At 36.5% G+C, this 13,064-nt stretch carries 12 protein-coding genes; 5 read left to right on the top strand and 7 right to left on the bottom strand.

Annotated elements, in window-relative coordinates; translation table 11 throughout:
- Positions 1-62: 62 nt before the first annotated feature.
- The 3 genes from AC0L6O_RS19085 (at position 63) to AC0L6O_RS19075 (ending at position 2,782) form a co-directional block, all read left to right on the top strand.
- Entirely contained in the window at positions 63-851 is a 789-nt protein-coding gene (locus AC0L6O_RS19085; protein WP_473304614.1) for a Rossmann-like and DUF2520 domain-containing protein, read from the top strand.
- Complete coding sequence (locus AC0L6O_RS19080; RefSeq protein ID WP_473304612.1) at positions 848-1,825, top strand: formylglycine-generating enzyme family protein; 978 nt, start codon at positions 848-850, stop codon at positions 1,823-1,825. The genes AC0L6O_RS19085 and AC0L6O_RS19080 overlap by 4 nt, the downstream gene beginning before the upstream one ends.
- Positions 1,826-1,990: 165 nt before the next feature.
- Positions 1,991-2,782 carry a ParA family protein gene (locus AC0L6O_RS19075; RefSeq protein WP_473304611.1) on the top strand — a complete coding sequence of 264 codons (792 nt, stop codon included), beginning with the start codon at positions 1,991-1,993 and terminating at the stop codon, positions 2,780-2,782.
- A 63-nt stretch (positions 2,783-2,845) separates the two neighbouring features.
- On the opposite strand, the gene AC0L6O_RS19070 is transcribed toward AC0L6O_RS19075, so the two are convergent.
- From AC0L6O_RS19070 to AC0L6O_RS19050, 5 genes are all read right to left on the bottom strand, one after another.
- A complete protein-coding gene (locus AC0L6O_RS19070) occupies positions 2,846-3,766 on the bottom strand; it encodes a YfaP family protein (protein WP_473304610.1) in 921 nt (306 codons plus the stop codon).
- Between the two features lie 298 nt (positions 3,767-4,064).
- Complete coding sequence (gene dnaB / locus AC0L6O_RS19065; RefSeq protein WP_473304608.1) at positions 4,065-5,525, bottom strand: replicative DNA helicase; 1,461 nt, start codon at positions 5,523-5,525, stop codon at positions 4,065-4,067.
- 35 nt (positions 5,526-5,560) lie between these two features.
- Entirely contained in the window at positions 5,561-6,424 is an 864-nt protein-coding gene (locus tag AC0L6O_RS19060) for a ParB/RepB/Spo0J family partition protein (RefSeq protein WP_473304606.1), read from the bottom strand.
- Entirely contained in the window at positions 6,414-7,250 is an 837-nt protein-coding gene (locus AC0L6O_RS19055; RefSeq protein ID WP_473304605.1) for a ParA family protein, read from the bottom strand. Before AC0L6O_RS19055 ends, AC0L6O_RS19060 begins: the two co-directional genes overlap by 11 nt.
- 270 nt (positions 7,251-7,520) lie before the next feature.
- A complete protein-coding gene (locus AC0L6O_RS19050) occupies positions 7,521-8,435 on the bottom strand; it encodes a prolyl oligopeptidase family serine peptidase (protein ID WP_473304604.1) in 915 nt (304 codons plus the stop codon).
- Between the two features lie 263 nt (positions 8,436-8,698).
- Here AC0L6O_RS19050 and AC0L6O_RS19045 point away from each other — a divergent pair, with 263 nt between their 5' ends.
- Positions 8,699-9,634 carry a hypothetical protein gene (locus tag AC0L6O_RS19045; RefSeq protein WP_473304603.1) on the top strand — a complete coding sequence of 312 codons (936 nt, stop codon included), beginning with the start codon at positions 8,699-8,701 and terminating at the stop codon, positions 9,632-9,634.
- A 73-nt stretch (positions 9,635-9,707) separates the two neighbouring features.
- Here the strand turns inward: AC0L6O_RS19045 and AC0L6O_RS19040 are convergent, their stop codons facing one another.
- Together AC0L6O_RS19040 and AC0L6O_RS19035 are read right to left on the bottom strand one after the other, a co-directional pair.
- On the bottom strand, positions 9,708-10,124 hold the full coding sequence (locus AC0L6O_RS19040) for a response regulator (RefSeq protein ID WP_473304602.1): 417 nt from the start codon (positions 10,122-10,124) through the stop codon (positions 9,708-9,710).
- 6 nt (positions 10,125-10,130) lie between these two features.
- Positions 10,131-11,501: an ATP-binding protein gene (locus AC0L6O_RS19035; RefSeq protein WP_473304600.1), complete on the bottom strand. Its 1,371-nt coding sequence runs from the start codon at positions 11,499-11,501 to the stop codon at positions 10,131-10,133.
- A 219-nt stretch (positions 11,502-11,720) separates the two neighbouring features.
- Here AC0L6O_RS19035 and rpoN point away from each other — a divergent pair, with 219 nt between their 5' ends.
- On the top strand, positions 11,721-13,061 hold the full coding sequence (gene rpoN / locus AC0L6O_RS19030) for an RNA polymerase factor sigma-54 (RefSeq protein ID WP_473304599.1): 1,341 nt from the start codon (positions 11,721-11,723) through the stop codon (positions 13,059-13,061).
- Positions 13,062-13,064 lie beyond the last annotated feature (3 nt).

Below are 13,064 nucleotides of genomic sequence, written 5' to 3'. Positions count from 1 at the left end.
CAATCTATAGATATTAACTTGAAAAAAATACCTTTGAATTATAATTAAAGAAATAACACCAAATGACAGTTAGCATTATTGGAGCTGGAAATTTAGCTTGGCATTTAGTTAATGTTTTTGAAGAACTGGATGTTCGGGTGGCAGAGGTGTATGCTAGGAAAAAGAAAAGTGCCGAATCTATAACCGGTTATTTGTATGATGTCCATATCAAAACGGACTTAGATTTTTCTGATAGTCCTTCTAAATTATTCGTTTTGGCAGTCTCAGATGATGCCATTGAAATAGTAGCGAAGCAAATAATACTCCCGAATGATAGTATTTTGGTACATACTTCAGGAGGAAAATCCATGGATGTTTTGAACTTTGCTAAGTTTCAAAATCTGAGTTTAAATGTAGGCGTGTTTTACCCGCTTATGACTTTTAGCAAAGGCATAAAGGTTGATTTTAAACAAGTTCCACTTTGTATAGAAGCAGAAAACGAATCAAGCCTGAAAGTTTTAAGGAAGTTGGCCATGTCAATTTCTGATAAAGTAGTCGTAATAGATTCCGAACAAAGGGCTATTCTTCATGTAGCAGCGGTTTTTTCTTGTAATTTTACTAACCATATGTGGGCTCTAGGGAAAGAGATTGCGGATGGTGCCGCTTTGGACTTTGAAATGCTCAAGCCGCTAATTAATGAAACTTTTAAGAAAGCTATGAAAGCTGAGCATCCGGCTAAAGTGCAAACTGGTCCGGCGGTAAGAGATGAGTTTAGTACCATAGAAAAGCATAGAAATATTATAAAAGAAGACGAAGAACTTCTAAGGGTATATGATTCTTTAACAAAAAGTATTCAAGACTGGTATCAATGAGAAATGTATTAAGTGTATTGTTTTTAGGTTTAGTGATTTTGGGATGTAACTCTTCCGAGTCAAAAGAAGAAACTAGTGAAAAGCCTTCTTTTAATCCAAGGGCGGAGTTGCCCAGCACTGTTCTTTATGTGGGATTGAAAGAGCCTGTGCAGAATGAGATTGTGAATATTGAAGAAGCTGCACCTGAAAATATGATAGCCATCTCAGGCGGTAATGTTAGAATAGGTTCGGAGGAGGGCTTCGCTCACGAGCGTCCTATGTTTTGGGCTACGCTTAAACCATTCTTTATGGATAAGTCGCCCGTGACGGTGGCACAGTTTAGAGAATTTGTTTTAGCTACAGAGTATAAAACCGAGGCAGATAATTTTGGTAATGCTGGAATAATCCATGAAAGCACTGATAAAAACTGGATTTTAAAAGATGGAGCAAATTGGGAATATCCTCTAGGCAAAGACTTTCCAAAAGCAGAAGACAATCATCCTGTGACTCAGGTTTCTTGGAACGATGCTACTGCCTATGCAAAATGGGCGGGAAAAAGATTGCCACATGAAATAGAGTGGGAGCATGCTGCAAGAAATGGCAAGAACACTAGAGATATTTATGCTTGGGGAAATGAAATAGCCGAAAATGACAAATATTTAGCCAATGTGTGGCAGGGTACTTTCCCTAATTTCAATGAAAATTCCGACTCTTTTACAGAGACATCTCCGGTAGGTGCCTTTGGCGAAAGCCCAATAGGTTTGACAGATTTATCTGGGAATGTATGGGAGTGGTGCTCTAATTATGTTTTTGATTATAGGTCTTTAATAATGGAAGATGTGCCTTCTGATTTTAAAGGAGAAAAAGCCGAAAGAGGTGGTTCTTTCCTTTGTGAGCCTAGTTGGTGTCATGGATATCGCGTTTCGGGGCGTTCTTCATCATCTCCTGAAACTAGTCTGTTTCACGTAGGTTTTAGATGTGTGAAAGATATTTAAATTGTTAGTAAAGAGATGTCTTACTTTACCTTATTCCCATTTGGGAATCATTACATTTGTTTAACGACTTGTCCATGAAAATGAATTAGGAGTAATTCAAATGAACTAATACCGTTATTAGTACCAAGAATTTAATGCTCTTAAGAACTGAAGTCAGCTTTCTGAATGATACCAAAAGTAATAGCAATTTCTAATCAAAAAGGTGGAGTGGGTAAAACCACTACCAGTGTCAATTTATCTGTTGGCCTTGCCATGCGTGGCTATAAGGTGCTGCTCATTGATACCGATTATCAAGCTTCCTGCACGGTTGCTCTTGGTATTGATTTAGAATATGACAATAAAAGTATCTATGCTGCTTTGGTAGGTTTAGCCCCTATTCAAGACTGTATAGTGCCTTCTGGAAGAAAAAATCTTGATATTATTCCATCTACACATCATTTAGTAGGAGCCGAAATTGAACTTATAACCGCTACCGAGCGTGAGTTTATTCTTTCGGAGAAATTAGAAGTTATAAAGCCGCTTTACGATTTCATCTTTATTGACTGCCCTCCTTCTTTGGGCATTGTCCCTATAAACAGTTTAGTAGCTTCAGACTCTATAATAATTCCGCTGCAGTGTGAATTTTTTGGGCTGGAAGGCATGCAAATGCTGTTGGATACCATTAAAATTCTTCAAAGTAGATTAAGACCTGAACTATATGTAGAAGGTATTTTAATGACCATGTTTGATGATGAAGCGGAGTTTTCAAGGAAAATTATGGCACTCATGAGAACCGAGTTTAAAGATGAGGTTTTTGACACCTTCATTCCTCGAGACCCAGATTTTATTGACTCCACAGCCAGTCAAATACCAGTAATAGCTACAGGGAAAACAGATTCCATTGGCCTAAAAGCCTACGAAAGATTAATCTTAGAGTTTCTGGAAAAATATAATTTAAGGAAAAGGAAACGAGCCTAGTTACTTAAAAAAAACATACTGACCAAAAGGGGATAAGTACTAATGGCCAGTTGTTTTGTGATTTTATTTTTTTGGTGGAAGTTCCCTCTCTTTATCTTTAATAGATGCCATTCGTGCTGTGGCATTATTATGAAATGTTAATCTATCTCCATTTTTAACAACTCGTGTGACAAAAGCAATATCATCATATTCACTGTTAAGTACTTTCGTGAAAGACTTAGAATCGTTTGGTCCATTGACTGTTATGAAGCATTTAGTTGGAGTGTTTCCCTCGTAGTAATTAACATACACATTGTATTCACCGTCTGGAGCATTTTCGTTCCAGAAAATGTTTTCAGGGCCAAAACCAGAAAGATCATCTCTATCTAGTTGTCCATCAGTGTTGTAAGAGTATGAGTCACCATAATAAATTTCAAATCCAGATGGGTCTACCACATGAAGGTCAATGTCGGTATAGTCTGTATCCCAAGCGAGATTAATTTGTAATGTTCCAGAACCAAGCCTAACTACATTCACACATTGCTGGACAATGTTGCTAGTACTTCCAGAAGAGTTATACGTCATTACATTGATACAGAAGTTACCCTCTTGAAGTACTGTGGGCAGCCCCACGGGTATGGTAAGGAAACCAGATGAAGGGATTGATGATAATGGAACTTCGTAGAAAATATCGGAACCATCAATATTGATAAAATAGCCAGAGATATCATTTGAGGCACTGTTGTCCATTCTAATTACCATAGATGCAGTTGCTCCATTACTTGAGGTGATTGAATTATTTATAGACGAAATACTTATCAAGTTCCCTGGGTCCGGTAATTCACCATTTTGTAATTCAGCACCCTCTTCTAGTGTAATAAACCTACTTAAGGTGTTTACATCCGAAGGGTCAATAGAAGTGGGCATTTCATCTGCTTCTTTTTTGCACGATAGTTGAATAAGGCACCCCAAAAGGATAAGGAGAAGTTTTGAAGAGGTTTTCATAGTTAGATTTGTAATTTAAGTGTTAGTATAGAAATTTAGTCAAGCTAAAGAAGGCCGTAATTGTCGTCTTTTAGCAAGCAGGTTTATAGAATAGAAAAAACTATTCTTAGCAAAGCTACATATTGCAGATATAGCTTTTTAAATGATTGTTTACGCAGCTAGGCGAATGGTGTAATTTCTTTTATGAAAGTGCCAATTGAGACAACAAAGTATGGTGAGAGAAGACATATATATTCTATCTCTTTATATTGAAAAAGTATGGCTTTGGAGTTTTTAGATTGTGTAGAATATGAGAATTTTACATCTGATTTGCCTTGCTACCTGCTACGGTAAAGCCGGCTCTTTCTTCGTATTCTTCGGCAGATACACTGAAACCGTCAAATTCAGCAAAACGGGTATACTTTCCAATGAATTTTAGTTTGACGTCATCAATACTACCACTTCGGTTTTTGGCAATAATCATTTCGGCCATACCCGTGGTACTGGTTCCATCTTCTAGTGTGTCAATGTCATAGTACTCCGGTCTGTAAAGAAACATTACCACATCGGCATCTTGCTCAATAGACCCTGATTCTCTCAAATCGGATAGTTGAGGTCTTTTGTCTCCACCTCTAGTTTCTACCGACCTACTTAGCTGAGAAAGAGCAATTACTGGAATGTTTAATTCCTTTGCAAGCGTTTTTAGCCCTCGCGAAATTGCTGCAATTTCTTGCTCACGATTCATACCTTGCTTTTGACTACCTGCGGTCATTAACTGCAAATAATCTACAATCAGAATCTTAATATTATGGAATGCTTTTAACCTTCTAGCCTTAGTTCTTAGCTCTAGAATAGAAAGGGCAGGTGTGTCATCAATATAGATAGGAGCAGTAGAAAGGTTGTTTAGTCTGCCATGCAATGCATGCCAATCATTTTCATCTAAATCGCCTTTTCTTAGTTTATGGCTATCAATCTCAGCTTCGGCTGATATTAGCCTAAGCATAACCTGCTGGGCAGACATCTCTAAAGAGAAAAGTGCGGCAGGTAAATGAAAGTCGATAGCGGCATTTCTAAGAGCAGATATTACAAAGGCAGTTTTACCCATACCAGGTCTAGCCGCAATGATTATAAGCTCCGTATTGTGAAAACCACCTGTCAATAAATCTAAAGAAGGAAAACCCGATGGCACATTGGAGTGGTCAGAGTTTTCATCGGTCTTGTTTTTTATTTCTTGAATGGTCTTTTGAACTACCGCACTCAATTCAGGAATATTTTTATTTAAGTTTCCTTCCTGAATATCTCTAAGGCTTTGCTCGGTGCTGTCCATTAAGCCGTACACATCGGTGGTGTCTTCGTAGGCTTTGGTTTTTACGTTATCTAGCGTGTCCACTATTTTTCTACGAATAGCATATTGGACAATAATCCTAGCGTCTTGCTCAATGTGAGCTACGGTAGAATTAGCCATGATATTGGCCGCATAAGAGGCTCCGCCAATAAACTCTAGCTCACCGTTCAGCCTAAGCTGATTAGTTACGGTAAGCAGGTCAATGGGCTCCGTTTTACCAAATAGCTGCAAAATAGCTTGATAAATAGCTACGTGCCTTTCGTCTTGAAAGCTATCTGGTTTTAAAATGTCAATGACAGAAGTCAGTGCATCTTTTTCTTTAATAACGCCACCTAAAACGTTTGCCTCTAAGGTTCTGACATGAGAAAGCTGCTGAAAGAGCGGCTGCTTTTTCTCTGTGTTTTTATCAGGAAAACGTCTTCTGGCTTTAGCCATTAAATGTTTTTTTTAAGTAGTATAGAAAATATTATTTAAGCCAGACCAAGTGTTTCCACTATTTCGGCTAATTGTTCTTCGTTGTCAAAAGGCAGAGAAATTACCCCTTTGTCTACCGCATTAACTTTTATTTTAAGCGGCACTAAAGTTTTTCCTTTGAGCGATATTTCTTCAATTCTCATATCTTCTCTAAAACCTTCTAAAGGAGATAAACTAGCACCAAAAGCGTTTTCTTGTTTTACCAGTTCTTCCACTTTTCTGGCAGAAAGCCCTTGCGAAATTATTTTTTGGAATAACTCTAATTGAAAAGCTTCGTCTTCTAAAGTTATAAGCGGCCTGGCTTGCCCCATTGTTAATTGCCCTAAAACTATTCCAGATTGAATAGCAGCAGGTAATTGTAACAAACGCAGGTAATTATTTACAGTAGTTCTATTTTTTCCTACACGTCCACCCAGCTCTTCTTGTTTAAGACTACACTCTTTTATCATTCTTTCAAATGACAGTGCCACCTCAATAGCGTTTAAGTTTTGTCTTTGAATATTCTCAATAAGAGCCATTTCCAGCGAACGCTGGTCGTCTACATTTCTAATGTAGGCAGGCACTTTTTGAAGACCTACTATCTTAATTGCTCTTAATCTTCTTTCTCCAGAGATTAATTCATAAGAACCATCCTTAGATTCCCTTACGGTCAATGGCTGAATAATGCCATGAATCTTAATAGAATCCGCTAATTCGTTAAGGGCAGTTTCGTCAAAATCTGTTCTTGGTTGGTGTGGGTTTACTTTAATCTTATTCACTAAGACCTCTTTCACTCCTCTAAATGAAGTTAGCTTCTGGCTCACCACCGAATTACTATCACTCAATAAGGAGTTTAGGCCTTTTCCCATATCATTCGACATTTTCTAATTCAGCTTTAAACTCAGGCAAATTGTTTCTTCTTAAGAGTTCTTTAGCTAGGTCAATATAGCTAATCGCCCCTTTGTTTTCTAAGAATTTGATGTCAAATTCTTCCGCTTTCTCTCCAGAGAACATTAATAAAGCAGGCAGTCCGTAACTAGGAGCTTCTGCTAATTTCACGTTTCTAGGTACTATGGTTTCAAAACACAGTTCGTTAAAATACTTTCTAACGTCTTCCACCACCATTTTAGATAAATTAGTACGTCCGTCATACATGGTTAGTATGTAACCTTCAGATTCTAGTTCTGGGTTAAGGCGTTTCTGAATAATATCAATGGTGTTTTTAAGCTTCGCAATACCCTCAAGAGCAAAATACTCACACTGAACAGGTATTAAAACCGAGTCAGAAGCTACTATTGAGTTAATTACCATCAAACCTAAAGAAGGAGAGCAGTCTATAAAAATAAAGTCATAATCATCTTTTAATGGCTGAACCAAATCTTTCAAAATGTATTCTCTAGCCACCTGATTAACTATCTCTAATTCAAAACCTGCCAAATCTATATGGGAAGGTATCACGTCTAAATTAGGAATCTGAGTAGAGACTATACAGTCTTTAATATCAGACTCGCCTATTAAAGCCGAGTAAATATTGTCTTTTTGCTCCTTACTGTCAATACCTAAGCCCGAACCTGCATTTGCTTGAGGGTCAGTGTCAACTATCAGGATTTTGTAATCCAAAACAGCCAAAGAAGCAGATAAATTAATAGCAGTAGTAGTTTTACCAACACCACCTTTTTGGTTTACAATAGAAATTATTTTACCCATATTTTTGATTTTTGCGGAAACAAATATAATCGTTTTTAAGGCTAGATGATGTTTGTGAAATGGGATTGTAGATAAGTTTCGAAAATGTGGATAAGTGTTTTCGAAGTCAAATTAAATCAAGGATTTATTATATGAATTTCGGATAAAATTGCTTTGAGCATGCCTTTGGCGGGAAATAGGCTACTTTTCGCTAGTTTACTTATGAATTAGGGCAAAAGAAAATCCCCACCGCCAGAAGCAGTGGGGATTGTTATTTAGCATATCTAACCACTATTTTACATTTTTAATAAAGCTTATAACATTATCAGTAATACCGCTCATCTTATCTCCTAAATCATGCGTCGCGTCTGGTACTACTAGAAACTCAGTTTTTACATTTTTACTTTGCAAAACTGCGTTGAGTTTTTCGCCTTGTTCTTTCTTTACTAAATTATCGTTCCCTCCATAAATAAGGATGGTGCTTATACTATTCTTATTGGCAAAATAGTAAGGACTAGCCTCGTGATAAGCGTCAGGATTTTCACTGTATGGCTTACCTATTAATAGCTCTGTTAAGTTTCTGTTTTTATCATCAAAAATTCCTTGATGAATGTAGTCGTCTGTTAGGTCTGTAGGAGCCACTAAAGCAGCCACTGCGTCTATCTTTACTTTTGAAAATTGGTAGGCATAACTCAGTGCTAAATGCCCTCCTGAACTATAGCCCCAAAGTATAACATCGTCTGATAAATTAAGGTCAGTTTTTAAGCTGTCGTGATGTTCAAAGAATAGGTCAAAGTCATCCATGATATCTGCAAATCGAACCCCGTCAATACCTGCTAAACGATGATTTATATTGAATATAGTAAGGTTTAGGTTCCTTTTTTTGTATTCTTCTACTACAGAATTTAGGAAACTTTTGTCTAGAATACTCCATCCACCGCCATGCACCATAACCATAGTTACGGACTTCATATTGGTTTGAGTAGTGTCAACTTTAGGAGTGTATAAATCGTATTTTTGAAACCTATTTTCGCCGTAAGATTGGTCCATTTTGACCTCGTAACCTTGGACGTTATTTGCCGTTAGTTTCTCTTCAAAACTAATAGTTTTATTGTTAGAAGTTAGGGGGCTTATTAAATCGAAATTGCTACAAGAAACAAGCCCTAAAAACGATAGAAAAATCGCGGAGGTATAAATTGTTTTCATTTCTTAAAATAGATTGGTTGTACACTTTATATATAAAATGTGTTCCCTAGCTTAAATGGAATAATTGGGAAAAAATGGGGAATAGGGTTCTACAAATTTCCCCAAAAAGTACATGGTTGCTGGTGGCTTCCGCGAAATGCCCCAAACCGCCACAAATGGGAAATAGTTGACCCAAACAAAGTCTTCATTACTACTGTTTTGCCTCAGGAATAGAAATTTTAGAGAGTTAGCAGAAACCAATAAAAAATTAAACAACATATAATATGGAAAATTCTAACGTAAAAGGTTCTGGTATAGCAACGGTACTATTAGGAGCCGCTTTTGTAGCAGCAGCAGCTGTAGGTGTTTATCAATACCAAAATGTAAAAGAAACTGAGCAAGAGATAATCGCTTTGAATAATCAAGCGGAAGAGCTGTCGTCAAATAAGGTGGTGCTTGAAGGAGAGGTGGAAAGCCTTTCAGAAAAATTAAGAATGAAAATAGCAGAAGCTGAGGCATCTGCAGCAGAACTGGAAGAAATTAAGGAAGCAAGTAAGAAAAGCAAAGCTTATTCTTTCAAAGCGGCCAATAGAAGAAAAGAACTGGAAGCTGATTTAGTTACAAAGAATGAGGAAATCGGAGTTCTTCAAAACGAGATTTCTTCTTTGCAAGAAACAAATATGAAGCTGGAGAAAGACCTAGAAGTAGTTCCAGTTTTAGAAGCTGAAGTAGTAGACCTTAAAGGCCAAGTGGCAGAGTGGGAAGAGAAATATGCCTTATTAGAAAAAGACTTCATGGATTTAGATACAAGGTATCAGAAACTTATTTATGATGCACCTGCTGATAACTTTAAAGTAGAAATAATGACCTCTAAAGGTAAGCTTACATCTAGAGCTAAAAGAGCTGACCAGATTAACATCTCTTTCTTAATGCCAGATTATCTGCAGAAAGAAATGGGCAAAAATGAGACAATTTACTTGAGCCTTTTTGACGAAAAAATTAACCCAATCGAAGGTTGGTTAGAAGAAGTAAGTGTTAACACTACAGAAGGTGCCATTCCAGTTCAGGTTCATGCTGTGAAAGAAATAGATTATAGCAAAAATCCTCAGGTAGTTACTTTCACAGTAAATACGGAAGATAAATTTGAACAAGGTTTCTATAAAGGAAAAGTATACACCAAAGGTGATTACCTAGGAACAGTAGACTTCAGATTAAGATAATAAAGACAAGGTTTTTAATCAATAATTCAAATGCAATGTTTTAAAAGTCTGCCAGTTTCTGGCAGACTTTTTTTTATGCCTCACTTAAAGTAGCAGCGTCAAAATAGAATGAAGTAAGATGATTAACCAGTTTAAGAAGGTCGTCATAGCTAGCCGGTTTAACTAAGTAGGCTGCGGCTCCTAAATCATATACATTTTTAACCTCTGCGGCTGCACTAGAAGTAGAAATTATCATGGTAGGAATATGACGATATATCTCGGTGCTTTTAATGATTTTAAGCACAGCTTTGCCATCTACCTTTGGCATGTTTAAGTCTAAAAGAATAAGGGAAGGTGTGGTTTCACAAGCTTCCAGGTATTCCATTAGCTTTTCACCATCAGGCACAAACTCCAATCGACAGTCTATCTTATTGTCTTTAAAAGCAGACTTCATAAGCATTTGGTCGTCTTCGTCGTCTTCTGCTATTAAAATAAGCGGTAATTTCTTCATATTGTTTTATTCATGAGGGAAATACAAATGGAACGTAGCTCCTGCATTCACAGCACCTTCAGCATCTAATTCTCCTTCGTGGTTTTGCATGATTCTGGAGCAAATTGACAATCCTATTCCAGTACCAGCTATATCAGAGGTTTTATCTAATCGTCCAAAAATGGTGAACATCTTATTTTTAAATTCATTATCAAAACCCTTACCATTATCTCTCACAGCTATATGATGGTAGTTATAAGAAATATCGCCTTCCCATTTAGTGACTACATAATTTCTAACAGAAATTTCTAAAGGAATATCTTCTCTTCTAAACTTAATGGCATTGCCAATCAAATTTTGGAAAAGCTGATGCAGTTGCCCAGCGTACCCATCAATGCTCGGTAGGTCTGAGTGGCTAAAATCAATTTTGTTTTCTTTGATGATATCTTCAAATTCTAGAGCAACTTCATCTACAATGTCGTTTAGGTTTACTTTTTCTGGAGCAGGATTTTCGGAGGTCAAGCTTGATAGGCTAAGTAAATCTTTAATCAAGATAGTCATTTTTTCTGCGGAGTTATTCATTCGCAGGAGCATATCTTTTCCGTCGCTTTCCATGCTATCGCCATAATCGCCCAGCAGTTTATTACTAAAAAGCCTGATTTTTCGGAGTGGTTCCTGGAGGTCGTGCGATGCTACGTAGGCATATTGCTCCAGTTCAGTATTTGATTTATTGAGCTCTTCTATGCTCTGTTCTAAAAGTGTGGTCGTTTCATCGCGTTTTTTGAGCTCTGCTCCAATAATTACAAAGGAGTAAATGATAATTCCCATGGCTATTAAAGCCAATATGAAAAGCAAAAATGGAGTAAATTCCTCTTCAAATTCTTTAATGACTAGCCTACGGCTCAATAGTTGTTTTTCATGATTGTCAACGGTCTCTAAGAGGTCAAAAAAGTTTTTATTGATTTCGTCGTTGGTCGAAATAAGTTCTAATTGGTTGTATTTGTATTTCGCACTTGAGGTGTCATTAATTATTTCTAATAGTAAGCTTTGAATCCTATTGTCAGACTCCTCTTCTATTTTTTTGATATAGTGTTGATGTACTTTATTTCCACGTGTTAATTTTTTGAAGAGTTGAATGCTGTGGCGTAAAGAGTCTTTTTCTGACTGAAACTCATTATAATAAGCTGGATTTTTGGTCAAAAGATAACTCCGCTGCTCTGCTATAGATGTATTGAAACCAGAACGCATATTTGATATAACCAGCAAAACTTTGTGGCTGTTGTCAATAATCTTTGTGTACTTATTGAAATTACTTAACCTGTCGAAGGTCATTATACAGAGTAGAAGAAGAATTCCGAGTGAAATTCCGAAAATAAGATTGACCAGTTTTTTATTCATCTCAATTTGTATTTGAAATACCTCATTTTGGGGAATTCTTTCCCCGTTAACTTAGTATAATATACGGCGTATTTTCACGCTCGTATTTTTTTTGAAAGCGAATTTAGGTTTTAATGTGCTGTGGCTCTGTTTGTTATTGGAATACTTTTTTTATGCTGTGCTCAAAATTAAAGAAATGGACTCCAAATTGAATAATGTTATTACAAAACACTGCCACTTATGCCGAGTCAAAAACTAATACTAAGTCAAAAACAAGGTCTTAAAATAAGTCCTCGTCAAATTCAATTTCTTCACTTTCTCCAGTTTAACGAGGCGGAGTTAGAACAAGAAATAAAAAAGGAATTAGAAGAAAACCCTGTATTAGATTTTGAAGAAGAAAATGATTCTGAAACTTACGATTTTCAAAGAAAGCCGCAGCACAATTCTAATGAAAAACCGCTCAACTTTTTAGAGAATAATCAGGCAGTTAGTTTTGATATCATAGCAGAGCTAAAAGAGCATTTTAGATACTTAGGTTTATCTCAAAAAAAATGTGGAATAGCAGATTTTATTTTAGATTCTGTAGACGAGAAAGGCTACCTAAATTATAGTTTGGGAGAGCTGGAAGATATACTTTCTTTCGGTATGAACACCTTTGTAGATAAAAGTGAAATAGTGGAAGTGCTGACAAAAGTAAAGCATTTAGAACCTTTCGGAATAGGCTGCAGAGACCTGCAAGACTTTTTGTTTTTTCAAGCTAAAAAGAATAATAAGTCTATTGTTTTGTTAGATATTATAGGGCATTATTTTGAACTATTATCTGAAAGGAAATTTGATGAAATATGCGAGCATTTAGAAATATCAAACGAAGATTTGAAATTGATTTTGAAAGACATTGCAGATTTGAAACCATATCCGCTTCATGGTTTTGAATTATCAACTATTCAAAAAAACGAGACCATAATTCCGGAATACAAAGTAGACTTTAGAGACGGAGAATTAGTATATGGAACACTTTCTAAAAGTGGAAAGAAACTGGTTTTTAATGAAAACTACGGCAAAGAGTTTAAAGAGAAATCTGACAAAAAACTGCATAAGTTTTTAATGGAAAAAAGAGAATCTGCAGCTTGGTTTATGCAGGCTGTGGAGGAGCGTGAGCACACCATGAATGTATGTATAGAGGCTGTGGTGAAGCTTCAGGAATCTTATTTTAAGTCTGGGAGTATATCAGATTTAAAACCAATGGTACTGAAAGATGTAGCTATGCTGACCGGAAAAACCATTTCGACACTTTCTAGAGTAACTAGTCAAAAATATGTGCAAACTCATTTTGGGCTAGTACCTATGAAGAGCTTATTTACAGAAGCCATCCAGAAAAATGATGGGCAATTAATAAGTAATAAAGAAGTTCAAGAAATTGTGAGTAAATTAGTATCGGATGAGAACAAGCAAAAGCCTTTGACAGATGCCGAAATCTGCAGGAAATTAGCATCTGACGGGTTTTCATTGACAAGGAGAACCATTACAAAATACAGGGAAAATATGAACATCCCTTCCTCAAAACTTAGAAGAGCACTTTAATAT

It is taken from the genome of Arcticibacterium sp. GJ41-1 (assembly GCF_055808875.1).
The sequence above is the reverse complement of the archived record's forward strand: the minus strand, read 5'-3'. Positions and strand labels throughout refer to the sequence as shown.

Bases quoted from the DNA above. Each gene is read 5' to 3' on its own strand.
- AC0L6O_RS19055 (WP_473304605.1), bottom strand. From the start codon at position 7,250: ATGGGTAAAATAATTTCTATTGTAAACCAAAAAGGTGGTGTTGGTAAA.
- AC0L6O_RS19035 (WP_473304600.1), bottom strand. From the start codon at position 11,501: ATGAATAAAAAACTGGTCAATCTTATTTTCGGAATTTCACTCGGAATT.
- AC0L6O_RS19080 (WP_473304612.1), top strand. From the start codon at position 848: ATGAGAAATGTATTAAGTGTATTGTTTTTAGGTTTAGTGATTTTGGGA.
- AC0L6O_RS19070 (WP_473304610.1), bottom strand. From the start codon at position 3,766: ATGAAAACCTCTTCAAAACTTCTCCTTATCCTTTTGGGGTGCCTTATT.
- AC0L6O_RS19085 (WP_473304614.1), top strand. From the start codon at position 63: ATGACAGTTAGCATTATTGGAGCTGGAAATTTAGCTTGGCATTTAGTT.
- AC0L6O_RS19075 (WP_473304611.1), top strand. From the start codon at position 1,991: ATGATACCAAAAGTAATAGCAATTTCTAATCAAAAAGGTGGAGTGGGT.
- dnaB (WP_473304608.1), bottom strand. From the start codon at position 5,525: ATGGCTAAAGCCAGAAGACGTTTTCCTGATAAAAACACAGAGAAAAAG.
- AC0L6O_RS19060 (WP_473304606.1), bottom strand. From the start codon at position 6,424: ATGTCGAATGATATGGGAAAAGGCCTAAACTCCTTATTGAGTGATAGT.
- AC0L6O_RS19045 (WP_473304603.1), top strand. From the start codon at position 8,699: ATGGAAAATTCTAACGTAAAAGGTTCTGGTATAGCAACGGTACTATTA.
- AC0L6O_RS19040 (WP_473304602.1), bottom strand. From the start codon at position 10,124: ATGAAGAAATTACCGCTTATTTTAATAGCAGAAGACGACGAAGACGAC.
- AC0L6O_RS19050 (WP_473304604.1), bottom strand. From the start codon at position 8,435: ATGAAAACAATTTATACCTCCGCGATTTTTCTATCGTTTTTAGGGCTT.
- rpoN (WP_473304599.1), top strand. From the start codon at position 11,721: ATGCCGAGTCAAAAACTAATACTAAGTCAAAAACAAGGTCTTAAAATA.